This is a genomic window from Cellulomonas sp. NEAU-ZC6, from assembly GCF_056844425.1.
In genome coordinates, this window is record NZ_JBXFYH010000001.1 from 454,710 (window position 1) to 475,916 (window position 21,207).

The following is a 21,207-nucleotide window of genomic DNA, read 5'->3' on the forward strand; positions in this document are numbered from 1 at the left end:
ACTCGTGCCATGAGCGACGACGCCGTGGTGGAGATCCAGGGGCTCACCAAGTCCTTCGGCCGGTTCCGCGCGCTGCGCGGCCTCGACCTGACCGTCGACCGCGGCCAGGTGCACGGGTTCCTCGGTCCGAACGGCGCCGGCAAGTCCACGACGATCCGCGTCCTGCTGGGACTGCTCCGGGCGGACGGCGGGACGGTCCGCCTGCTCGGCGGGGACCCGTGGCGCGACGTCGTCGCGCTGCACCGGCGGCTCGCCTACGTGCCGGGTGACGTGTCGCTCTGGCCCGGCATGACGGGCGGCGAGGCCATCGACCTGCTGGGTGCGCTGCGCGGCGGGCTCGACGAGCGGCGCCGCGCGGAGCTGGTCGAGCGGTTCGACCTGGACCCGACCAAGCGCGGCCGGCAGTACTCCACGGGCAACCGGCAGAAGGTCGCCCTCGTCGCCGCGCTCGCCTCCGACGCCGAGCTGCTGGTGCTCGACGAGCCGACCAGCGGGCTGGACCCCGTGATGGAGAACGTGTTCCAGGAGGTGGTCGGCGACGCCCGGGCGCGCGGGGCGAGCGTGCTGCTGTCGAGCCACGTCATGGCCGAGGTCGAGACGCTGGCCGACCGGGTCAGCATCATCCGGGACGGCGCGGTCGTGCGGAGCGGGACCCTGGCGGACCTGCGGGGGCGGACCCGGACGACGGTCCGCGCCACGCTCGGGCGGGCGCCCGACCGCCGCGAGCTCGCCCTGTTCCACGACGCCCGCGTCGACGGCACCGCGTTCGCCGCCTCGGTCGACCCCGCGCGGGTCGGTGAGGCGGTCGCCGCGCTGGCCCCGTGCGGCATCGCGTCGCTGACGGTGGCGCCGCCGTCGCTCGAGACCCTCTTCCTGCGCCTGTACGACGGCGAGCCGTCGCCCGCGGGCGAGGTGACCCGGTGAGCGCGGTGAGCGCAGTGACCCTCGCCCTCACGGGCACCCGTCCCCTGCTGCGCGCGTCCCTGCACCACGACGGACGCCGCTTCGCCCCCTGGGTGGCGATCGCCACCCTGCTGTCGGCGTCGTCGGTCGTGGTCTACCCCTGGGTCTTCCCCGGCCAGGCGGAGCGGCAGGCGCTGGCGGCGGCGATCGGGGCGAACCCGGCGCTCGGGCTGGTCTTCGGTCCGGCGCACGACCTGACCACCGTCGACGGGTTCACCGCCTGGCGGAGCCTGGCGCTCGGCGGCTTCTTCGTGGCTCTCGGAGCGGTCGTGACCGTCGTCCGCACCACCCGCGGCCAGGAGGACTCGGGTCAGGCCGAGCTGCTCGCCTCCGGGGTCGTGGGACGGGCGGCCCGGCTCGCGTCCGGGACCGCGCTGGCGCTGGTCGGTTCGCTCGCCGCCGGCGTCGTCGCCGGCCTGGTCACGGTGCTGTGCGGCGGCGACCCCGGGTCCTCGGTGCTGCTCGGCGCCACGTTCACCGCCTCGGGGTGGATGTTCGCCGGCGTCGCGGCGGTCACCGCGCAGCTGGGCTCGGACGCCCGGACCGCGAGCTCGATGGCCGTGGGTGCGCTCGGGGCGCTCTTCCTGCTGCGCGGGTTCTGCACCTCGGTGGGCGCCCCGGCCTGGACGACCTGGGCGAACCCGCTCGGCTGGACGCTCGAGGCCCGGCCGGCCTCCGGTGACCGCTGGGCACCCCTGCTGCCAGCGCTCGCGCTGACGGCCGGCACCGTGCTGCTCGCGTTCGCCCTGCAGAGCCGGCGCGACTTCGGCCAGGGGTCGGTCGCCCCGCGCCCGGGGCCGGCACGCGGGTCCGTCCGCTCCACGTGGCGGCTCGCGGTGCGGCTGAACACCGGGTCGGTCGTGACCTGGACGATCGCCTTCGCCCTGCTCGGCGTCGTCTTCGGGTCGTTCGCGACCTCCGTCTCCGACCTGCTGGGCGGCGACTCCGGGGTGCAGCAGCTGCTCGCCGCGGGCGCCACCGGCGCGGACGCCCTCACGGGGGCCTTCGTCCGGACGATCCTCGCCCTGATCGGCATCGTCGCCGCGATCCCGGGCGTGCACGTCGTACTGCGCCTGCGGGCGGAGGAGCGGGACGACCGCGTCGAGCCGGTGGTCGCCGGCGCGGTCGCCCGCCCCCGCCTGCTCGGCAGCACGGTGCTGCTCGCCCTGACCACCACGACCGGCTACGTCCTCCTCGCCGGGACGCTCGTCGCGCTGCTCGCCTCCCGCGCGGACATCGGCACCGGCTTCGGCGAGGTGCTCGCCCAGGCCGTCGCGACGCTCCCCGCCGTGTGGACCGTCGTCGCGGTGTCCGTGGCCGTGGTCGGCGCCCGGCCGGCGCTCGGCCTGCTCGCGTGGGCGGGCGTGCTGGTGTCCTTCGTGCTGACCTTGCTGGGGCCGACGTTCGGGCTGGACGACCGGGTGCTGGCCGTCAGCCCGTTCTGGCACGTGCCCGCCGTGACCGCCGACCCGGACGGGACCGGGCTGCTGGGGATCACGGCGGTCACGCTGCTGCTCTCCGCCATCGGGTTCGCGGGGTTCCGCCGTCGGGACCTCGCGCGCTGACGCAGATCCCGACGGGCCGTGTCACGCCCGGTCGTGCACCGTCACGGCGGACCCGTCGGGGTCCGTGACGGACCGCGGTCGCGCACCTGTCCCCCGCCGCCCGCCCGCGTCACGCCGGCGTGCCGAGCTCCCCGCGCAGGATGCTGTCCCCGGAGTGCGCCGGGTCGCCGTCGAACGGCTCGGCCGAGACGTCCACCACGGCGAAGTCGTCCAGGTCCAGGCCCACCGGGATGGTGAACCGCCCCTCGTCGCCGTCCAGCACGCCGAGCCCGACCAGCCGCGTCGCGTCCCGGTCCAGCAGCCACACCTCGCGGAACCCGTCGGCCTCGGCGTCGGAGAGCCGCACGACCAGCGTGCGCCGGCCGTCCGCCGCCTCCTCCACGACGGCGTCGCCCGTCGCGGACCAGCCCGGCAGGGCCTCGAGCTGCGCCTCGGCCAGCACCACGTCGTCGCCGTCCCCGAGCGCGGCGGCCGCGACCAGGCCTCCCCCGACCCCGCCGACCACCAGGCCGGCGGCGGCGGCGAGCCACCACCGGGACCGCTGCCGCCCGGACGAGGAGTCGGGCAGGCGGGTCACAGCAGGCGCGGCCGGCACGACGGGCGCAGCAGGCGCAGCAGGTGCCGCCGCAGGTCCGGGCGCGACGGCCGGGTCCGGGGCGGGGGCGGCCGGCACGAGGTCGGGCGCGAGGCCCAGCTCGCCCCGCACGCGCTCCCAGACGGCGTCCGGGGGCGCGACGAGCTGCTCCCCCGCACCCGCGCGGCCGACCGCCACCGTGGCCGCGAGCGAGGCGACCTCGCGCGCGCAGTCCGCGCACGCGGTCAGGTGCGCGCGGTCGGTCGCGTCGAGCGGCTCGCCGAGCGCGGCCAGCGCGACGGCGTCAGGGTCGATGTGCCGCACCGTCCACCTCCAACCGGTCGCGCAGCCGCAGCAGGCTACGCCGGATGTGGCTCTTCACGGTGCCCAGCGGCAGCTCGAGCCTGCGTGCGATCTCGTCGTGCGTCAGGTCGCCGTAGAACGCCAGCGCCAGGATGGTCCGCTGCGGCTCGCCGAGCCGGTCGAGCTCGTCGGCCACCAGGACCCGGTCCGCGACCCGGGCCACGTCCGGCTCGGGCTCGCGGTCCACCCGCGAGGCGACCGCCTGCAGGCCCCGCACGTCGCGACTGCGCCGGCCCAGGGCGTCCGCGACGGCGTTCCGGGTGATCCCCGTCAGCCACGCCGTCAGCGGCCCGCGCTCGGCCCGGTACCCGGTCCGGCCCCGCCACGCGGAGACGAACACCTGCTGGGTCACGTCCTCGGCGTCCGCGGCCGAGCCCAGCGCCCGCAGCGCGAGGGTGTGCACGAACGGCGCCCAGCGGCGGTACGCCTCGGCAAGCGCGGGCTCGTCGCCGCCCGCGAACGCGCGCGCGAGGGCGTCGTCGTCCCACTCGGGCGGCGGTCGCAGGTGCGCGACGGGACTGGGCAGGGCGCGCCTCCTCGCGTGCCGGACCTCGCCGCGGGATGCGGGGGTGCGGTTCATCATGCGCCGACCGGGGTCGCGATGACCAGCACGTTGTCGCGGTAGTGCCGTGTCCCGGTGTCGAAGGTGCCGCCGCACGTCACCAGCGCGAGCCGCGCGGGGCCATCCCGGGTGAACACGTCGGGCCAGCGGGCCTGCGACTTCGGGAACTCCTCCACCCGCTCGACCGCGTACGTCCGCGTGCTCCCGTCTGCCAGGGCGACCTCGACGGTGTCCCCGGGGCGCACGTCCGCCAGCCGCACGAACGGGCCGGTGCCGCCCGACGCCACCGAGTCGACGTGCGCCGCGACCACCGTCGTCCCCGCCGCGTCGCCCGGGTCCGCGCCGAACCGGTACCAGCCCCCGCGCTCGGCCAGCGGCGGGATCTCCATCTGCCCGTCCGCCGCCACGCCGACCGGGTCGACGGGGACGTCGATGCCCTGCGCCGGGACCACGACCCGCACCGGCGCGGTGGGCGACGCCGCGGGCGGCGGAGGGGGCGTCGCCGGCGCGACCGGCACGGCGGGAGCGGCTTCCGCGGGCGACGAGGCGGGCGCCGGGGCTGCCGGGGTCGTGACCGGCGGCGGCGTCGACGCGGCGGTCGACGCCCCGACACGCACCGACCCGTCCTCCATCCCGACGAGGGCGCCGACCACGCCGACGACCCCGACGCCGAGCAGCGTCAGGGCGACGGCGAGCCCGGCCACGGCGCGGGGGCTGCGACGTGGCCGGGGGTCGGTGGGGGGCACGGGGACTCCAGGCACGAGGGGGGACGGGCTGGGGACACGGGCACGGGGCGCGGGCGGGCGGGACGACCCGGCCCGCGCCCCGGCCCCCTCAGCGGCGCTGCGTCGCCGCCGACCGGCGGGTGGTCAGCAGCACGGCGCCGAGCGCGGCGACCAGAGCAGCACCGCCGAGCCACAGGGCCCCGGACGGGCCGTCGGCCGCGAGGCCGAGCTCGCCGGACGGCACGCCGCCGGGGGCCGAGTGCAGGCCGTCGATGGTCTGCACCGCGAGCTGGAGGTTGCCTGCCTCCAGCGAGCCCCACGCGTAGACGATCGTGCTGACGCCCTCGGCGACGTCCAGGTCGGCCGGGCCGATCACCGGGTCGGTGGTCCCGGTCGCGGCGACGACCGCCGACACCGTGCCCGCCGGGACGGTGAGCGACTGCTCGTCCGGGTTGGACAGGTTGGTGACCACGGGCGCGCCGCCCGCCAGCACGTCGACCGCCGGGGCGGCCGCGGTGTGCCGGACCGTGAGGCGGCCCTGCCCCGCGGGGACGGCGGCCAGGTCGTTGGTGAACAGCGTGGCCGTCGGCTCGCCCGCGGGGTCCAGGTGGGCCACGGCGGTGTAGCTCGCCCCGGCGTCCAGGGTCACGTCGACGGGGCCGATGGCCGGTGCGCTCGCGTCGGCGGCGTCGGCGGCGGTGATCGCGATCGAGTGCGCGCCGGCCGGCAGGTCCAGCGGGCCCGCCAGCGTGCCGGGCGTGAAGTCGTCGAGCGCGCGGGTGCCGTCGACGTAGACGTCGACCGTCAGGTCGGGCACGCCGTGCAGGACGGCGATCGATGCGGTGCCGCCGGCGGCAGCGGACGCGGGCAGCGCGCTCGCGGCGACGACGAGGGCGGCGGCGAGACCAGCGGTCCCGGTGACGAACGGACGATGACGCATGGGGTGCTCCTCGGTCCGTGCCCCCGGTTCCCGGGGGCGTGGTTGTGCTGACACCCCCTCTACGGCGCGGGACCCGTCCGTGGATGCACCCGAGGTCACATTCGGGACACCGCCCAGTCCGCGACCGCCCGGTAGGCCGGGTCGACCGGCCCGCCCCGCAGCAGGTCCGCCGTCATCCGGAACACCACCGCGCGCGCCACCGGCTCCGGGAGCCCCGGCACGTCGTCCACCGCGTCGAGCACGGGGACCGGCACGCCATCGAACGCGACGACGTCCACGGCCAGGACGGCGACCGACCACCCGACGGGCCGGGCGTACAGGCTGAGGTCCAGCACGGCGGGCGGCGCGGACGGGTGCTCCAGGACGTTCCCGGCCAGGTCGCCGTGCACCACGCCGGGCCGGGACCGGGCCGCCGGGTCGGGCGGACCGAGCCGCGCCGGCGCCGCGCCCACCGGGTGCGGGAGGGCGGGACCCGGCTCCTCGCCCCAGGCGACGCGGTCCGCCACCGCCCACGGGTCGGTGCGGTGCGGCAGCGTCCGGGCGTCGACCCGGGCGAACGCGGCGGCGAACCGGTGGGCCACCTCCGCCCGTGCGCGCCAGTCCCCCGTCGCGTGCGTACCGGCGCACCACGGCGTCGCGGTCCACCCGTCGACGACGACGCGGCCGCCCGGCGTCGCCCGCGGGAGCGCGATCCGCAGCGGGCCGGGGTCGACGTCGGGCGCGACGTCGTGCAGCCACCGCACCGTGCGCTCGTCCTCGGCGGACGCGACCGGCTTGAGCACGACGTCGCCCGCGCGCCACGACGTGCCCTGCCCGCCCGGCAGCGGGACGGCGGGGCCGCGCCCCCCGAACGCCCGGACGACAGCCGCCGCGGGACCCTGCTCGCGCTGCCGCTCCGTCGCCACCCGCCGATCATCGCGCAGGTCCGCACGACGACGCCCCCGCTGCCGGGCGCGGTGCGCGTCGGCGACGGGGGCGTCGGTGCGCGACGTCAGGCCAGCGTCGCGGTGTCGATGACGAACCGGTAGCGCACGTCGGAGGCGAGCACCCGCTCCCAGGCCTCGTTGACCCGGTCGGCGGAGATGACCTCGATCTCCGCGCCGAACCCGTGCTCGGCGCAGAAGTCCAGCATCTCCTGGGTCTCGGCGATGGAGCCGATCGAGGACCCGGCGAACGACCGGCGCGCCGGGATCAGCGAGAAGACCTGCACCGGCAGCGGCTGCGGCGGGGCGCCGACGTTGACCATCGTGCCGTCGACGGCGAGCAGCGAGAGGTAGGCGTTCAGGTCCAGCTCGGCGCTGACCGTGTTGATGATCAGGTCGAAGCTCGAGGCGAGCTCGGTGAACGTGTCCGGGTCGCTGGTCGCGAAGTACCGGTCGGCGCCGAGGCGCAGGCCGTCCTCCTGCTTCTTGAGCGACTGGGACAGGACGGTCACGTCCGCGCCCATCGCGTGCGCGAGCTTGACGGCCATGTGGCCGAGCCCGCCCATGCCGACGACCGCGACCTTCGTGCCGGGCCCGGCGCCCCAGTGCCGCAGCGGCGAGTACGTCGTGATGCCGGCGCAGAGCAGCGGCGCGGCGACGTCGAGCTCCAGGCCGTCGGGGATCCGCACGACGAAGCTCTCCACGACCACGACCTGCTGGGAGTACCCGCCCTGGGTCACGGACCCGTCCCGGTCGACGGCGGCGTAGGTGCCGGTGTTGCCGCGCAGGCAGTACTGCTCCAGGCCCTTCGCACACTGGGCGCACTCGCCGCAGGAGTTGACCATGCAGCCGACGCCGACGCGGTCGCCCACGGCGAACTTCGTGACCTCGGAGCCGACCTCGGCGACGACGCCGGCGATCTCGTGCCCGACGACCAGCGGGTAGGGCACCGGGCCCCACTCGCCGCGGGCCGTGTGGATGTCGGAGTGGCAGATGCCGGCGAACTTGATGTCGATGCGGACGTCGTGCGGGCCGACGTCGCGGCGCTCGATGGTGGTGCGCTCGAGCGGCTGGTCGGCGGCGGTCGCGGCGTACGCGTTCACGGTGGTGGGCATCCGCCTATGGTGCGGCTGCGCGGCCGCGGCCGCCACCTCGCTGCGGGGGTCCTGACGCACCCCTGCCTGCCGCCGTGGGTCGTGCCTACGCTCGACCCATGGACCCCCGGGACGAGCTGCGCGACTTCCTGCGGACCCGGCGCGCCCGGATCACGCCCGAGCACGCGGGCATCGCGTCGTCCGGTGCCCGCCGGGTCCCCGGTCTGCGCCGCGAGGAGGTCGCCGTGCTCGCCGGCGTGTCGACCGACTACTACACCCGGCTGGAGAAGGGGAAGGTCGCCAACCCCTCGGACTCCGTGCTGGAGGCGGTGTCCCGGGTGCTCGAGCTGGACCAGGCCGAGCACACCCACCTGCTCGACCTGGTGCGCGCCGGCGCCCGTCCCTCCGGGCCGATGTCCCGCCCGCGCCCCGGCGGGCCGGCCCCGCGGCCGAGCCTGCAGTGGATGGTCGACGCGATGTCCGACGCCGCGGCGATGGTCGTCGGCCCGTTCCTCGACGTCGTCGTCATGAACCACCTGGCGCGGGCGCTCTACGCGCCGATGCTCGACGGGGCGGGGTCCGGGGCCGGCGACGGCCGACGCAACTTCGCGCGGTTCGCGTTCCTCGACCCCGCGGCGGGAGACCTGTACCCCGACCGGGACGGCGCCAGGCGGGTGGCCGTCGCGCAGCTGCGGCTCGCCGCCGGCAGGCACCCGCGCAGCCGCGCCCTGGCGGCGCTGGTGGGCGAGCTGTCGACGCAGAGCGCGGAGTTCCGCACCCTCTGGGCCGCGCACGAGGTGCGGCTGCACTTCGCGGGGACCAAGCACTTCCGGCACCCGGCCGTCGGCCTCCTGGAGCTGAGCTACCACTCCGTCGAGCTGCCGAGCGACCCTGGGCACACCCTGACCATCTACAACGCCGTCCCGGCCACGCCGTCGGCCGACGCGCTGCGGCTGCTGTCGGCCTGGGGCGCGACGCGCGAGCCCCGCGCACCCGAGGTCGCGCGGCAGCAGACCACCTGACGTCAGGGCGTGCCCGACGCCGCCTGCCACAGGTGCATCGCCGCGTAGGACCGCCACGGCGCCCACGTCGAGGCCCGGTCGGCCAGCACGCGGTGCGCCGCCGCGGTCGGGAGGTCCTGGTCGAGCGCGCCGGTGGCCCGCGCGCCCGCGACCAGCGCGACGTCCCCGCTGAGCCAGGCGTCCGGGTCCCCCAGCACCCGCATGGCGACGTACGCCGCGGTCCAGGGCCCGATCCGCGGCCGGGCGACGAGGTCCGCCCGCAGCTGCTCCGGGTCCGCGCCGACGTGCACCGCGAGCGTCCCGTCGGCCAGCGCCCGGCAGGTGTCCAGCACCGCGCGGACGGCCTGCCGCGGCAGCCGCAGCGGCCGGTCCGGGTCGAGCGGCCCGTCGGTGACAGGCTCCCGGACGCCCGCGACCACCTGGGCCGGCGTGGGGAACAGCCGGTCGAGCCCATCGATCCCGGAGGCGTACGGCGAGCCGGTCCGTGCCGCGAGCCGCCCGAGGTGGGTCCGGGCCGCGGCCACGGAGATCTGCTGCCCCACGAGCGCCCGGACCACGAGCTCGTGCGGGTCGACCGCGCCCGGTACCCGGATCCCCGGGGTGGCCGCGACCAGCGGGGCCAGCACCGGGTCGGCCGCCAGCGCGGCGTCGACCGCCACCGGGTCGGCGTCCAGGTCCAGCATCCGGCGCACCCGGGCCACCGCCGGCGGGACGTCGGCGAGCGACGCGAGCTCCAGCCGCACCCGGACGCGCCAGCCCCCGGGCGGCGTCGCGGTGGCCACGACGTCGACCGCCGCCGGGCCGTGCGGCAGGGCGAGCGTCCGGGCGTAGCGCAGGCGGTCCGGCGCCAGGTCGGCGACCTCGACCCCGGCGACGGCGCGCACGGCCAGGAACCGGAAGACCCCGGGTGCGTCGAACGGCTGCCGGACCGGCAGGTCCACGTCGAGGCGCGCGGCGGCGGGACCAGCACCCGCGGGGTGGCCGGCCACCGGCGGCGCACCCGCGCGGCGGCTCCGTGCCCGCAGGTCCCGCGGCGGCGCGTCGAACACCTCCTGGACCGTGTCGTTGAACTGCCGGACCGACCCGAACCCCGCCGCGAACGCGACGTCCGCCAGCGGCAGGTCGCTGCCCACGATCAGGGCGCGGGCCGTCTGCGCCCGGCGCGCGCGGGCGAGCGCCAGCGGTCCGGCGCCCAGCTCCGCGACAAGCAGCCGGTGCACGTGCCGGGCCGTGTACCCGAGCCGCTCGGCGAGCCCGTCGACGCCGTCCCGGTCCACCACGCCGTCGGTGATCAGCCGCATCGCCCGGCCGGCCAGGTCGCGCCGCAGGTCCCACTCCGGGGTCCCCGGCGCCGCCTCCGGCAGGCAGCGCTTGCAGGCGCGGAACCCGGCCTCGTGCGCGGCCGCCGACGTCAGGTAGAACGTGACGTTCTGCGGCTTCGGGGTCCGCGCGGGGCACGACGGCCGGCAGTAGATGCCCGTCGACGACACGGCGGTGAAGAACTGCCCGTCGAACCGGGTGTCCCGGGCGTCGATGGCCCGGTAGCGCTCGGCGAACAGGTCGTCCCCCTCGGCGCAGCGCGCGCCGCCGCGGGGTCGCGTCCCGGTCGTGGCGGGGGTGGTGGTGGCGGTCACCCTCCCAGTCAAGCCACCCCGGGGCCGGAGGTCTAGCGGGTTCCGGACATCAGACCAGACCGGCGGCGCGGGCCCACGCGACCGCGTCCGCCCGGGTGGAGACGCCGGTCTTGCGGTAGATCGACCGCACCTGCGTCTTGATGGTGTTCCGGGAGACCCACAGCCGCTGCGCGATCTGCTCCAGCGAGAGGTCGCGCTGGAGCTCGGCGAGCACCACCCGCTCGCGCTCGGAGAGCGGCTCCCCCGGGGCGGGGAGGGCGGGGGTCGGCGCGGTGTCCGGCAAGAGCGTGGTCATGGGGGCGTCCTTCGGGCTCGGCGGGGTGGTGCACGCCGCTGGGTCCGCGGCACGCACCTGGTTCGTCGCGGCGGCGCGCACGGATGGGACGGGTCCCGTTTTTCACCCGGTTGCTTGACCGTGCCCCGGGGGCATGGTCTCGACTGGTACCCGCGGTCCCCCGGATCCGCCCGAGCCGCCCGGACGAGACGCAGGAGGACGCCGATGGCCTGGAGCACCCGACAGCTCGCCGACCTGGCCGGCACGACCGTGAAGGCCGTCCGGCACTACCACGCGACGGGTCTGCTGGAGGACCCCGTGCGGACCGCCAACGGGTACAAGCAGTACGAGGTCGCCCACCTGGTCCGGCTGCTGCAGATCCGCCGCCTGATCGACCTCGGTCTGCCCCTGGCGCAGATCGCGACGATGGGCCGTGCGGACGAGGACCCCGACGAGGCGATCCGGGTGCTGGACACGGAGCTGGAGGTCACGATCGAGCGGCTGCAGCGGGTCCGTGCCGAGCTGGCGATCATCCTGCGGCACCGCGCGTCCGTCGGCCTGCCCGAGGGGTTCGGGCCCGTGGCCGGCGAGGTCAGCGCGGCCGACCGCGGGATGCTGCTCATCTACTCGCGCATCCTCGACGACGAGGCGATGGCCGAGCTCCGGGCCGTGATGCAGGTGCGGGACCCCGTCGACGACGCCTTCGACGCGCTCGACGCGGACGCCGACGAGCGGACGATCCAGCAGCTCGCCGAGCAGATGGCGCCGGGCATCCGCCGGCTGCAGGCCGAGTACCCCGCGATGCGGGACATCGGCGCGTACACCACCGGCAGCGAGCAGCGCGCCCGCGACATCGTCCTGCAGGCCGTCACCGAGCTCTACAACGCCGCCCAGATCGAGGCGCTGCGCCGCGCGACCCTGATCCTGCGGTCCGACGAGGAGGACGCGTGATCCCCCGCACCCTGGCCGAGGACCTGCTGCTCGTGCTGGTCGACCCGCGGCACGGCAGCGTCACCGGCGAGGGGACGCCCCTGTTCCACGTGCTCGCCGGGGCCGTCCTGGTCGACCTCGCGCTGCAGGGGCGGGTGACGGTCGACGACCGCGGCACCTGGCGCGGCCGGCAGGTGCGCACGGCCGGGAGCGCGCCGCCCGCCGACCCGCTGCTCCGGGACACCTGGGACCGCGCCGCCCACCGCCCCGTGGACGTGCACCAGCTGATCGCGGTGACCGGGCCCCGGCTCCGCGGACCGGTGCTGGACCGCCTGGTCGAGCGCGGCGACCTCGTGCGCGAGCGGCGCCGGCTGCTGGGCCTGCTGCCCACCAGCACGCTCCGCCCCGGCCCGACCGGCCGGCGCGACGCGGTGCTGGCGCCGGTGCGAGCCGCCCTCGTGGACGGCACCGTCCCGGACACCCGCACGGCGGCGCTCGCGGGACTGCTGTCGGCGAGCGGCACCCTGCCGCAGCTGCACGGGGAGATCCCCTGGTCGGGAGCCGTGCACGACCGCGGCCGGCTGCTCGAGCGCGGCGAGTGGGGCGCCGAGGCCGCGGCCGAGGCGGTGCGGCGGACGGTGGCCGCGCTCGTGGCGAGCACGGTCGTCACCGGGACCGTGGTGGCGACCCTGCCCTGAGGCCCGGGGCTAGGACGACAGGCGACGCAGCGCCGACCCCTTGTGGGCCGCGCGGGCGTCGGTCTTCTCCGACTCGACGAGGTACGCCGGCTCGTCGTCCGACGCGCGGAACTGCTGGCCGTCGTGCTGGAAGTCGGCGGTCCTGCGCTCGACGACCGTGCCCTGCGTGCGGCCCTGGGACGTGTTCCAGGACACGCGGTCCCCGGTGCTGAAGTCGGACATCGGACGCGCTCCTCCTCGTGCGGGTGCGGCGGACGAGGACCAGTCGACCACGGACCCGCGGCAGCCGCGCGGCGGCTCGGCACGCGCGGAGCGGCACCTCGGGCCAGCATGGGGGCATGCACCCTGACCTGCAGCCCGACTCGCAGCCCGACCTGCGGACCCGTGGCCGGTGGCTCGTCGCCGCGACGGAGTACGCCGGCCTGACGGAGTACACCGGCGGCATCGGCAGCCACTACGCCTCCCTCCTGCCGGCGCTGGTCCGGCACGGCGCCGAGGTCGACCTGCTCCTGCTCGCCGACGGACCGGTCCGGCCCGACGCGGACCTCGGCGGCGTGCACCTGCTCGACGTCGTCCGCATGCCGCCCGGCACGTCGCGCCCGGCCGCGCTGCTGCGCCGGGCCGCCGCCGTGCGCCGGACGTACCTGGCCGGCCACCACGACCGGGTCTTCACCCCGGAGTGGGGTGCCCTCGGTGTCGCGCTGCCGGCGGGTGCGCCGCTGCTGACCAACCTCGCGACGAGCACCCGGCTGACCAACGCGGTCTCGGGCTTCTCCGCGCGCTCCTACGGCCTGCGGGGCGGCGCGGTGAACGCCCTGCAGAGCCGGCTCGAGGACCGGCAGGTGCGCCGCTCCGCCGGGCTGGTCGCGATCTCCGAGGCGATGCTGCGCTGGAACCGCGCGACCTTCCCGCGGCTGCCCGCCGCGCGGGTGGTGCGCAACTGCATCGACGTCGAGCGCGTCCGAGCGGCGGCCGAGACCGGTGCGCTGCCCGCCGGGTGGCCCGCACCCGACGGTCCGGTGGTGCTGTTCCTCGGCCGGCTCGAGCGGCGCAAGGGCGTGACCGACGCGTTCGCCGCCTTCGCCGAGGTCGCACGGCGGCACCCGGCCGCCCGGCTGGTGCTGGCCGGGTCCAGCGGCGACCGCCGGTTCGAGCCCGACCGCACGGAGCTGCTCGGTCTGCTCCCCGAGTCGGTCCGGGACCGGGTGACCTGGCTCGGGCACGTCGCGGGCGACGACCTCCACCGCGGCGTGCGGGCGGCGGCGGTGACGATCTGCCCCTCCCGCTGGGAGGGGTTCGGCAACGCCGCGCTCGAGGTCAAGGCGATCGGCGGGGCGCTGGTGGTGACGACCGGGAGCGGCTACGACGACTTCTGCACCGACGGCGAGGACAGCCTGATGGTGCCGCCCGGCGACCCCGCCGCCCTGGCGGCCGCCGTCGACCGGCTGCTCGGCGACCCGGCGCTCGCGGCGCGGCTGGGACGGCGCGCCCGCGCGGGTGCCGACCGGTACGCGCCGGACGCCGTGGCGGTCGACGTGCTGGCGGCGGCCGACGACCTGCTCGGGACGGTCCCCGCCGACCGCGTGCTCGCCTGACCTCTCAGGTGCGGCGCCAGCCCGCACCGTCGCGCCGCACCGCGCCGGCCTCCTCGAAGGCGCGCAGCCAGCCCTCCATCGGCCACCGGCCCCACCGGTCGGCGAACAGCGCCCCGTTGCGCAGGACGTCGTCCAGGTGCTGCCACGGCGGCGAGCTCGTCGGGTGGTGCTGGTGGTACGCGTGCGCACCCCCGACCCAGGCCATCGACACCCCGGCGGCGCGGAGCGCGAACGCGTAGTCCGTGTCCTCCCCGCCGTACCCGGCGTACCGCTCGTCGAACCGGGGTCCGCCCGCCCACCGCGCGGCCGTCAGCGCGAAGGACAGCGACCAGAACAGCGGGTACTCGTCATCGGTGGCGCGCACGACGTCCCCGTCCGGCGGTGCGGGACGCCCGGGGTGCGGGGCGGTGAACGCCACCAGCGCGGCCGGGTCGTCCGCCGGCGCGCCCGGGGGCAGGTACGTCACCGGACCGCACAGCACCGCGTCCGGGTGCGCCCGCGCCGCCGCCGCGTACCGGTCCAGGGTGCCCGGGCCGGGGACGCAGTCGGCGTCCAGGAGCACGAGCAGCTCGGCACCCAGCGCGACCGCGTGGTCCGCCCCCGCGTTGCGGGCCGCGGCCAGCCGCAGCCCGTCCGGTCCGGGCGGGACCCGCAGGACGGCGTCGGCGTCCAGGTCGGGCGGGTCGTCCGCACCGATCCACACCACCACGGCGGTGGTGCGCGGCTCGGGTCGCAGGGCGGCCAGCTGGCGCCGGAGGTGGTCCACCCGCGGCGCCGAGCACAGCGACACCACGGCACGCGTGCCGGTCACGAGGCCCTCGCACCGCGGGCGACGTCCTCGATCGCCTCCGCCGCCCGGGCGGCCGCGCCCGCCGTGCGCCAGCGCGACCAGTCCGGGTCGAGCGCGTCCACCCGCTCCAGCACCTCCGGCCAGCGCTCCGCCGACGGCCACACCGGCTCCACGACCGCCAGACCGGCCCGGGCCAGGGCCCGTCCGGTCACCACCTGCTCGTCGAACGGCCGCGGCTGCGGCACCACCACCGCGCGCGCTCCGGCGACGGCCAGGTCCGCGACCGAGTTCTGGCCGGCCCACGCGACGACCGTCTCCGCGCGGGTGAGCTCCGCCCACGGGTCGTCGGTCCACGCGGCCTCGCCCCCGCCTGGGGCGCCCAGCAGCGTCCACCGCCGGTCCCCGGTGGCGCGGGCCGCCGCCTCCACCTGCGCCGGGTCGACGTGCGTGCCACCCCGGCCGCTGAGCAGCAGCACGCCGGACCGCGGGGCGCCCGCGGGCTCGCGGCCCTCGAACCGGCTGATGCCGCCGGTGAACACCGTCCGGTCCCGCACGGGGTCCAGGTGCGGCGCCGGGACCAGGTCGGCCGGCCAGGGCGCGATCACCCGCTCCGCGGCCCGCAGCCCGAGCGCGTGCGGCGCGTCGTCGCGCTCGCCGGGCTGCGCGACCAGCACCGTCGGGATGCCGAGCAGCCGCGCCAGCAGCGTCACCTCGACCGACACGTCCACCACGAACGCCGTCACGCCGCGGGCGTGCGCCTCGGCCGCGATCCGGACCAGCCGGTCGCGGTGCCCGCCGTGCCGCAGCGGCGCCCAGTGCAGCAGCCCGTGCGCCGTCGGCTCGCTCGCGGAGGGCTCGGGCCGTCCGGGCTCGGCCGCGTCGTCGCGCTCCAGCCGCACCCACGTGCAGTGCACCGGCAGGTCGGGCGGCTCCGGCAGCGAGCTGAAGCAGACCACGTCCGCGTCCAGCTGCGGCGCGATCGCGCGCAGCCGGCCCAGGTGCCCCTGGCCGTGGTGGTGCACGTACCAGGCGATCGACGGTCGGCTCACGCGGTCAGCCCCACCGGCGCGCGCCGCTCGGCGACCATCGCGGCGAACAGCCGCTCGAGCGCGTCGACCCGCGCGGCCAGCGAGAAGCGCTGCTGCGCCGTCGCCCGCACCCGCGCCCGCAGGTCCGGCTCGGCGGTGGTGCGCGCCACCAGCGCCTCGGCCGCCGCGGCCAGCGCGTCGACGTCGCCCGCCGGCACCGTGCTCATCCCGGTGGCGACCCGGGCGATCTCGGTGACGCCGCCGACCGCGAACGCCGCGACCGGCGTGCCGCACATGAGCGCCTCCGGCCCGACCAGACCGAACGGCTCGTCCCACGCCGGCGTGACCAGCGCGCAGGCGCTGCTCCCGAGCAGCTCCGCCAGCTCCGGCTGCGCCAGCAGGCCCACGTGCCGCACGCCGTCGCCGAGGTGCGGCCGCACGAACCGGTCCGCGTAGTCCTGGTCGCCGATCCGGCCCGCGAGCGTCAGCGGGCGGCCGAGCGCCCGGGCCGCGGCGATCGCCAGGTGCGGCGCCTTCTCGGGCACCAGCCGCCCGAACCAGACCAGGCCGTCGCCGCCCGCCCCGCGCGGCCAGGCGTCCGCGTCGATGCCGTTGGCCAGCACCGTCGACGTGATGCCGGCGCGCGCCCACTCCGCGCGGGTGTGCTCGCTGACCGCGACGAACCGGCTGCGCTCCCCCGGGCACGCGGCGTCCGCGGCCACCAGGTCGTCGTCCACCGGCGTGTGCAGCGTCGACAGCATCGGGATGCCGAGCTCCCCCGCCCGCTGCAACGGCAGGCCGTGGAGGCAGTGGTTCGACACGACGTCCCACCGGTGCGGGGTGCGGGCCACCACGTCCAGCGCCCGGTCCAGCGCCGGCACCGACCGGTCCAGGTAGTCCGGCGGGTAGTGCGAGTCGGTCGAGCGGGCACCCGCCGGCCAGGCGAGCGTCGGCATCGCGAACTCGGCGGGACCGCCGTCCAGGAAGTCCGAGCCCTCGACCGCGATCAGCGTCACCTCGTGCCCGCGGGCGCGCAGCGTGTGCACCTCGTTCCACACCGCCGACTCCAGGCCGCCGGCGTGCGGCTGCCGGATCGGGAACCGCAACGGGGCGACGACCAGGACGCGCAGGCGCCCGCTCACCGAACCCGCTCCGCGAGCAGGCGGCGGTACAGGTCCGCGTGCGCCGCGCGCACCGCGGCGTCGGTCCGCTCCCGGTCCGCGCGCCGGGCGCGGACCTGCGCCGCGCGCCCCGGCGACCCGGAACGCGTGGTCGTGGGCGCCGCGGCCAGATCGCGCAGGGCGGCGGCCAGGCCGTCGTCCCCGAACCCGGCGACCGAGCCGTCCCGGTGCTGGTCGGCGTAGTGGCCGACCGCCGGCGCCGCCACCGGCACCCCGAGGTCCCAGCACAGCTCCAGCCAGCCCGAGTGCGTCCCGTGCGCGTACGGCAGCACGCAGACGTCCAACCGGGACAGGGCGAGCGCGAGCGCCTCGTCGTCGAGCCGGTCGTGCTCGACCAGCACCACGTCCGCGGCCCCCGCGCACAGGGCACGGACCGCGTCGCGGGCACCGGCGTCCCGGACCTGCCGGTGCACGCGCACCTCGGCGCGGACCCGCCATCCCGTCGCGTTCAGGGCCTCGACGGCCTCGACCAGCCGCCGGGTGGCGCCGACCGCGTCGACGTTGGGGCGGATGTCCTTCAGGTGCAGGCCGGCCAGCAGCTCGTCCGTCCCGCGCTCGCGCGGGACGTCGGCCGGCACGTGCGCGCCGAGCAGGCGCGGGTGCGGCAGGACCAGCGCCTCGCGACCCCAGCGCCGCCGGACCTCGTCCGCCGCACCCGCCGTCAGCGTGACGAGGGCGTCGACGCGGGGCACCAGCGTGTCCAGCTGCGCGGCGTACGGCGCCTGGTCCACCAGCTGCGGGTGCTCCAGGTCGTGCACCGTGAGCACCACGGGCCACCCGGCCGCGTGCGCCGCGTCCAGCGTTTCCGCGAGGTGCTGCGGCGAGAACGACTCCGTGCCGAAGTGCACGTGCAGCAGGTCCGCCTCCGCCGCGTGCTCCCGGACCCACCGCGGGTCCAGCACCACCGGCGGCCACCACCGGCCCGGTGCCGCACCCGCCGGCGTCGGGTCGGGCAGCACCTCGACGCCGGGGCCCGCCACGGCGGCGGCGACGTAGGGGTGGCCCGCGGGGACGGAGGCGACACGGACGGCTGCGGGCGGCGTGGACGACCCGGTACCGGGCCCCTCGCCCCGAGCCGGTGCAAGCAGGTGCGTCATCCTCCTCCTTCGTGTCTGTCGCCTCGGCGCCCCCCGGCTCGCGAGCCGCGACCGGGCATCGCGGCGGTGCGGTGGTCGCAGTGTCGCGCGGTTGCCGACCCTCCGCGACTCCACGACGATGCGGCGGTGACCTGGACCGATGTACCCGCGCTCCTCCTGACGGGCCCGCCGCGGCACGGCGTCGTCCGCTACGGGCGCGACGTGGCGGCGCACGTGGCGCGGCTCGCCCCGGGTGCTGCGGTGGTCGACGTCGCGGATCCGCGCGACCTCGTCGCCGCGGCCGCGACGCACGGGCGCGTGCACCTGCACGTGACCGACCGCGTCCTCGGGCGGGGTCCGGAGGAGGCCGCCGACCTCGTCGAGCGGGTCGCCGCCGTGACGCACCTCACCGTCACGCTGCACGACGTGCCGCAGCCCTCCGACGGCGTCGTCAACCTGCCGCGGCGCGTCTCCGGGTACGCCCGGATCGCCGCCGCCGCGGCGGGCGTCGTCGTCAACAGCAGGCACGAGGCGCTGCTGCTGGCCGAGCACGACGTCGTCCCGTCCGGCCGCGTACCGGCCGTGGTGCCGCTGGGATCCGCGCCCGACCCGCAGGGGGCCCCGGCGCCGGCTCCCGGTCCCCGCGGCACGTCGCTCGTCGCGCTGGTCGCGGGCTACGTCTACCCCGGCAAGGGCCACGACGACGTCGTCCGCGGCGTCGCCACCGCCGCCGCCCGGCTGCGCGCGGCCGGACTCGACCTGACCGAGGTGGCCGTGGTCGCGATCGGCGGGCCGTCGGCGGGCCACGAGGACGAGGTCGACCGGCTGCGGGCGACGGCCGACGCCCTCGGCGTGGAGCTGCGCGTCACCGGCAGCCTGGCCGACGACGCGTTCCGCGCCGGACTGCGGGGTCCCGGGATCCCGGTCGCCGCGCACCAGCACCTGTCCGCCTCGCGCACGCTGCTCGACTGGGGCGAGCAGGGGCGCCGGCCGCTGGTCGTCGACTCGCGGTACGCCCGTGAGATGGCTGCGCTCCGGCCCGGCACCCTCGCGCTGTACGAGCCCGCCGCGCTCGGCGCCGAGCTCGAGCGCGCGTGGCTCGACCCGGCGTCGACCGCGCTGCCGCCGGGCACCGGCCTCGCGCCGACCCTCGCCGACGTCGCCGCCGCGTACCTCGCGTGGTGGTCCGCGTGACCGGCTCGGTCGCGTCGTCCGGGTGGGCAGGGTCGTCCGGGTGGGCAGGGTCGGTCGGGGGCACCGCGCTGCCCGGCAACCGGTGGGACCTGCTGGACGGCCGGGAGCCCGCGACCCCGCCGTCGGTGTCGGTCGTCGTCGTGCACTACGACCAGCAGGCCGAGCTCGACCGCACCCTGCGCGGCCTGGCCCGGCAGGACCACCCCGCCGACCGGACCGAGGTGATCGTCGTCGACGACGGCTCGCCCGAGCCGCCGCGCGTGCCCGACGGCGTGCGGCTGGTCCGGCAGGAGGACCGCGGGTTCCGCGCGGCCGCGGCCCGCAACCTCGGGGCGTCGCTCGCGACCGGCGACGTGCTGGTCTTCCTCGACGCCGACACCACCCCCGAGCCGGGGTACCTGCGTGCGATCAGCCGGCTGCCCGCCCTCGCGCCCGACTGCGTCGTCGCCGGCCGGCGGCGGCACGCCGACCTCGCGGGCGTCCCCGTCGACACCCCCGTCGAGCAGGCCGGCCCCGCGCACGAGCTGACCGAGCCCGCCTGGCTGGTGGAGGCCTACCGCCGCACCCACGACCTGCTCGACGTCGACGACCGGAGCTACCGGTACCTGATCGGTGCCGTGATGGCCTGCAGCCGCGCGTTCTTCGCCGCGACCGGCGGGTTCGACGAGGGCTTCGACGCCTACGGCGGCGAGGACTGGGAGTGGACCTACCGGGCGTGGCTCGCCGGTGCCGTCCTCGCCCACGTCCGGTCCGCCGTCGCGTGGCACGACGGCCCGGACTGGTCCGGGCGGGACGCGGCGTCGCAGGAGAAGAAGAACGCCGAGGCCCTGCGGCTCGCCGACCTGGTCCCCGTCCCCGGCTCGCGCGGGCACGGCCTGCCGACCGCGCACGCCGACGTGGTCGTGCGGGGGCCCGAGGGAGCGTCGCCCGCCCAGAGGTTCGTCAGCGTCGACTCCGTGCTCGCCGGGCTGCGCGGGGCTGTCGCCCTGCCGCCCGACGCGACCGACGCACCGCCGTTCGACCGCGTCCGCGTCGAGGTCCTGGTCGAGCACCCGGTCCGGGCCGACGGCGACGCGGTCGCCACGGCCGTCGACCGCGTCGCCGCCGAGGCGCTCGGCGAGCTCGCCCTGCGCGACCCCGACGGCCGGCTGCTGCTGCGCGTGCGGTCCTGGCGCGCGCTGGCGCGGGAGGGACGCTGGGGCGGCACCCCGCTGTTCCCGCGCGCCGAGGTCGTGACGCGCGACGTCGTCGCCCTGACCGGCGAGCCGGACGTCGAGCGGTACGTCGGGGGCTGGTGAGGTCTGTCCCGTGCCGGTCCGCCGGAGCATGATCGGGCCATGACGCGCATCGCGATCGACGCCCGCACCGCCGTCCGGCTCGTCGAGGAGCAGGTCGCCGTGCCGGCCCGCCACCAGCTGGTCGCGCCGACCCTGCTCCGCTCGCAGGTCCTGCAGCTGCTCTACCGCGACGCGCGCACCGGCGCCCGCACCGAGGCCGACGCGCGGGCGCTGCTCGACGGGGTCACGGGGCTGCGGATCCGCCTGCTCGGCGACCGCGTCTCGCGGGCCGTCGCCTGGCGCATCGCGACGCAGCTCGGCTGGGCGGACACCGCCGACGCCGAGTACGTCGCCGTCGCCCAGCTGCAGGCGGACGTCCTCGTCACCGCCGACCCCGAGCTCGCCCGGCAGGTCGCCGGCCTCGTCGAGACGGCGCCCTTCAGCCTGCTGACCGGGGGCGAGGGCGCGTGACGCGCCGGCTGCACGTCGACGGCGAGGTGTTCGAGGTGGTGGAGCAGCAGGACGAGCCCGGCGCGTACCACCTGCGGTGGATCTCGGGTCCGGTGCCGGGCTACGGGTTCCACACCGCCCGCAACGACCGGGCGCGGCAGGGCGACGCGGAGCTGTCCGCAGCGATCCGGGGCTTCCTCCGGCAGGTCGACCCCGACACCGGTCGGATCGCCTGAGACGGCCCCTCGCCTCTTCCAAGGTATAGAGCACGGGGGGTCTTGCGGCAAGGCCCCCGTGCGGGCCCAGACTTCCCGGGCACCAGCCCGTGCCCGACCCGGGAGACCACCCA

23 protein-coding genes are annotated in these 21,207 nt (G+C 77.5%); 10 read left to right on the top strand and 13 right to left on the bottom strand.

Translation table 11 applies throughout. The annotated features are described in order from the left end of the window. Nucleotides 1-9: 9 nt before the first annotated feature. Complete coding sequence (locus AC1050_RS02115; protein WP_482385729.1) at nucleotides 10-924, top strand: ABC transporter ATP-binding protein; 915 nt, start codon at nucleotides 10-12, stop codon at nucleotides 922-924. Nucleotides 925-929: 5 nt separating this feature from the next. Continuing rightward, on the top strand, nucleotides 930-2,528 hold the full coding sequence (locus AC1050_RS02120; protein WP_482385730.1) for an ABC transporter permease: 1,599 nt from the start codon (nucleotides 930-932) through the stop codon (nucleotides 2,526-2,528). 109 nt (nucleotides 2,529-2,637) lie between these two features. On the opposite strand, the gene AC1050_RS02125 is transcribed toward AC1050_RS02120, so the two are convergent. From AC1050_RS02125 to AC1050_RS02150, 6 genes are all read right to left on the bottom strand, one after another. Further along, the gene (locus AC1050_RS02125) at nucleotides 2,638-3,426 is read right to left on the bottom strand and encodes an anti-sigma factor (protein WP_482385731.1); all 789 of its coding nucleotides are present in this window, start codon (nucleotides 3,424-3,426) and stop codon (nucleotides 2,638-2,640) included. Then, entirely contained in the window at nucleotides 3,407-4,048 is a 642-nt protein-coding gene (locus AC1050_RS02130; RefSeq protein WP_482385732.1) for an RNA polymerase sigma factor, read from the bottom strand. The genes AC1050_RS02125 and AC1050_RS02130 overlap by 20 nt, the downstream gene beginning before the upstream one ends. Further along, entirely contained in the window at nucleotides 4,045-4,773 is a 729-nt protein-coding gene (locus AC1050_RS02135) for a class F sortase (RefSeq protein ID WP_482385733.1), read from the bottom strand. Before AC1050_RS02135 ends, AC1050_RS02130 begins: the two co-directional genes overlap by 4 nt. An 88-nt stretch (nucleotides 4,774-4,861) precedes the next feature. Then, nucleotides 4,862-5,692, bottom strand: a complete 831-nt coding sequence (locus AC1050_RS02140; RefSeq protein WP_482385734.1) for a DUF4397 domain-containing protein — start codon at nucleotides 5,690-5,692, stop codon at nucleotides 4,862-4,864. A gap of 95 nt (nucleotides 5,693-5,787) precedes the next feature. Next, entirely contained in the window at nucleotides 5,788-6,597 is an 810-nt protein-coding gene (locus AC1050_RS02145) for a hypothetical protein (RefSeq protein ID WP_482385735.1), read from the bottom strand. Nucleotides 6,598-6,683: 86 nt separating this feature from the next. Beyond that, on the bottom strand, nucleotides 6,684-7,730 hold the full coding sequence (locus AC1050_RS02150) for an NAD(P)-dependent alcohol dehydrogenase (protein WP_482385736.1): 1,047 nt from the start codon (nucleotides 7,728-7,730) through the stop codon (nucleotides 6,684-6,686). A 98-nt stretch (nucleotides 7,731-7,828) separates the two neighbouring features. On the opposite strand from AC1050_RS02150, the gene AC1050_RS02155 reads away from it, so the two are divergent. Beyond that, nucleotides 7,829-8,731: a helix-turn-helix domain-containing protein gene (locus AC1050_RS02155; RefSeq protein ID WP_482385737.1), complete on the top strand. Its 903-nt coding sequence runs from the start codon at nucleotides 7,829-7,831 to the stop codon at nucleotides 8,729-8,731. Nucleotides 8,732-8,733: 2 nt separating this feature from the next. Here AC1050_RS02155 and AC1050_RS02160 read toward each other — a convergent pair whose 3' ends face one another. Together AC1050_RS02160 and AC1050_RS02165 are read right to left on the bottom strand one after the other, a co-directional pair. Continuing rightward, entirely contained in the window at nucleotides 8,734-10,290 is a 1,557-nt protein-coding gene (locus AC1050_RS02160) for an AlkA N-terminal domain-containing protein (protein ID WP_482387223.1), read from the bottom strand. Between the two features lie 124 nt (nucleotides 10,291-10,414). Next, nucleotides 10,415-10,660: a LuxR C-terminal-related transcriptional regulator gene (locus tag AC1050_RS02165; RefSeq protein WP_482385738.1), complete on the bottom strand. Its 246-nt coding sequence runs from the start codon at nucleotides 10,658-10,660 to the stop codon at nucleotides 10,415-10,417. A 204-nt stretch (nucleotides 10,661-10,864) separates the two neighbouring features. On the opposite strand from AC1050_RS02165, the gene AC1050_RS02170 reads away from it, so the two are divergent. Further along, nucleotides 10,865-11,590 (top strand): MerR family transcriptional regulator, encoded by a 726-nt coding sequence (locus AC1050_RS02170; protein ID WP_482385739.1) that lies wholly within the window; start codon nucleotides 10,865-10,867, stop codon nucleotides 11,588-11,590. Next, complete coding sequence (locus AC1050_RS02175) at nucleotides 11,587-12,267, top strand: GOLPH3/VPS74 family protein (protein WP_482385740.1); 681 nt, start codon at nucleotides 11,587-11,589, stop codon at nucleotides 12,265-12,267. The genes AC1050_RS02170 and AC1050_RS02175 overlap by 4 nt, the downstream gene beginning before the upstream one ends. 9 nt (nucleotides 12,268-12,276) lie before the next feature. On the opposite strand, the gene AC1050_RS02180 is transcribed toward AC1050_RS02175, so the two are convergent. Continuing rightward, nucleotides 12,277-12,489 (bottom strand): hypervirulence associated TUDOR domain-containing protein, encoded by a 213-nt coding sequence (locus AC1050_RS02180; RefSeq protein ID WP_482385741.1) that lies wholly within the window; start codon nucleotides 12,487-12,489, stop codon nucleotides 12,277-12,279. Nucleotides 12,490-12,605: 116 nt separating this feature from the next. On the opposite strand from AC1050_RS02180, the gene AC1050_RS02185 reads away from it, so the two are divergent. Beyond that, on the top strand, nucleotides 12,606-13,862 hold the full coding sequence (locus AC1050_RS02185; protein WP_482385742.1) for a glycosyltransferase family 4 protein: 1,257 nt from the start codon (nucleotides 12,606-12,608) through the stop codon (nucleotides 13,860-13,862). Nucleotides 13,863-13,866: 4 nt separating this feature from the next. Here AC1050_RS02185 and AC1050_RS02190 read toward each other — a convergent pair whose 3' ends face one another. Genes AC1050_RS02190 through AC1050_RS02205 form a run of 4 tightly spaced genes read right to left on the bottom strand, consistent with a single transcriptional unit; the run spans nucleotide 13,867 to nucleotide 17,958 of the window. Next, the gene (locus tag AC1050_RS02190; RefSeq protein WP_482385743.1) at nucleotides 13,867-14,673 is read right to left on the bottom strand and encodes a glycosyltransferase family 2 protein; all 807 of its coding nucleotides are present in this window, start codon (nucleotides 14,671-14,673) and stop codon (nucleotides 13,867-13,869) included. Continuing rightward, nucleotides 14,670-15,701, bottom strand: a complete 1,032-nt coding sequence (locus AC1050_RS02195) for a glycosyltransferase (protein WP_482385744.1) — start codon at nucleotides 15,699-15,701, stop codon at nucleotides 14,670-14,672. The genes AC1050_RS02190 and AC1050_RS02195 overlap by 4 nt, the downstream gene beginning before the upstream one ends. Next, a complete protein-coding gene (locus AC1050_RS02200) occupies nucleotides 15,698-16,822 on the bottom strand; it encodes a glycosyltransferase (RefSeq protein ID WP_482385745.1) in 1,125 nt (374 codons plus the stop codon). The genes AC1050_RS02195 and AC1050_RS02200 overlap by 4 nt, the downstream gene beginning before the upstream one ends. Then, nucleotides 16,819-17,958, bottom strand: a complete 1,140-nt coding sequence (locus AC1050_RS02205) for a glycosyltransferase (RefSeq protein ID WP_482385746.1) — start codon at nucleotides 17,956-17,958, stop codon at nucleotides 16,819-16,821. Before AC1050_RS02205 ends, AC1050_RS02200 begins: the two co-directional genes overlap by 4 nt. A gap of 126 nt (nucleotides 17,959-18,084) precedes the next feature. On the opposite strand from AC1050_RS02205, the gene AC1050_RS02210 reads away from it, so the two are divergent. The 4 genes from AC1050_RS02210 to AC1050_RS02225 are packed head-to-tail and all read left to right on the top strand — an operon-like array spanning nucleotide 18,085 to nucleotide 21,094. Continuing rightward, the gene (locus tag AC1050_RS02210; protein WP_482385747.1) at nucleotides 18,085-19,131 is read left to right on the top strand and encodes a hypothetical protein; all 1,047 of its coding nucleotides are present in this window, start codon (nucleotides 18,085-18,087) and stop codon (nucleotides 19,129-19,131) included. Then, entirely contained in the window at nucleotides 19,128-20,429 is a 1,302-nt protein-coding gene (locus AC1050_RS02215) for a glycosyltransferase family 2 protein (RefSeq protein WP_482385748.1), read from the top strand. The genes AC1050_RS02210 and AC1050_RS02215 overlap by 4 nt, the downstream gene beginning before the upstream one ends. Nucleotides 20,430-20,468: 39 nt before the next feature. Next, the gene (locus tag AC1050_RS02220) at nucleotides 20,469-20,879 is read left to right on the top strand and encodes a type II toxin-antitoxin system VapC family toxin (protein WP_482385749.1); all 411 of its coding nucleotides are present in this window, start codon (nucleotides 20,469-20,471) and stop codon (nucleotides 20,877-20,879) included. Beyond that, entirely contained in the window at nucleotides 20,876-21,094 is a 219-nt protein-coding gene (locus AC1050_RS02225) for a hypothetical protein (protein ID WP_482385750.1), read from the top strand. The genes AC1050_RS02220 and AC1050_RS02225 overlap by 4 nt, the downstream gene beginning before the upstream one ends. Nucleotides 21,095-21,207 lie beyond the last annotated feature (113 nt).

Excerpts from the sequence above, each read along its gene's own strand:
- AC1050_RS02180 (WP_482385741.1), bottom strand. The coding sequence starts at position 12,489 with ATGTCCGACTTCAGCACCGGGGACCGCGTGTCCTGGAACACGTCCCAG.
- AC1050_RS02170 (WP_482385739.1), top strand. The coding sequence starts at position 10,865 with ATGGCCTGGAGCACCCGACAGCTCGCCGACCTGGCCGGCACGACCGTG.
- AC1050_RS02115 (WP_482385729.1), top strand. The coding sequence starts at position 10 with ATGAGCGACGACGCCGTGGTGGAGATCCAGGGGCTCACCAAGTCCTTC.
- AC1050_RS02165 (WP_482385738.1), bottom strand. The coding sequence starts at position 10,660 with ATGACCACGCTCTTGCCGGACACCGCGCCGACCCCCGCCCTCCCCGCC.
- AC1050_RS02220 (WP_482385749.1), top strand. The coding sequence starts at position 20,469 with ATGACGCGCATCGCGATCGACGCCCGCACCGCCGTCCGGCTCGTCGAG.
- AC1050_RS02140 (WP_482385734.1), bottom strand. The coding sequence starts at position 5,692 with ATGCGTCATCGTCCGTTCGTCACCGGGACCGCTGGTCTCGCCGCCGCC.
- AC1050_RS02150 (WP_482385736.1), bottom strand. The coding sequence starts at position 7,730 with ATGCCCACCACCGTGAACGCGTACGCCGCGACCGCCGCCGACCAGCCG.
- AC1050_RS02185 (WP_482385742.1), top strand. The coding sequence starts at position 12,606 with ATGCACCCTGACCTGCAGCCCGACTCGCAGCCCGACCTGCGGACCCGT.
- AC1050_RS02155 (WP_482385737.1), top strand. The coding sequence starts at position 7,829 with ATGGACCCCCGGGACGAGCTGCGCGACTTCCTGCGGACCCGGCGCGCC.
- AC1050_RS02130 (WP_482385732.1), bottom strand. The coding sequence starts at position 4,048 with ATGATGAACCGCACCCCCGCATCCCGCGGCGAGGTCCGGCACGCGAGG.
- AC1050_RS02205 (WP_482385746.1), bottom strand. The coding sequence starts at position 17,958 with ATGACGCACCTGCTTGCACCGGCTCGGGGCGAGGGGCCCGGTACCGGG.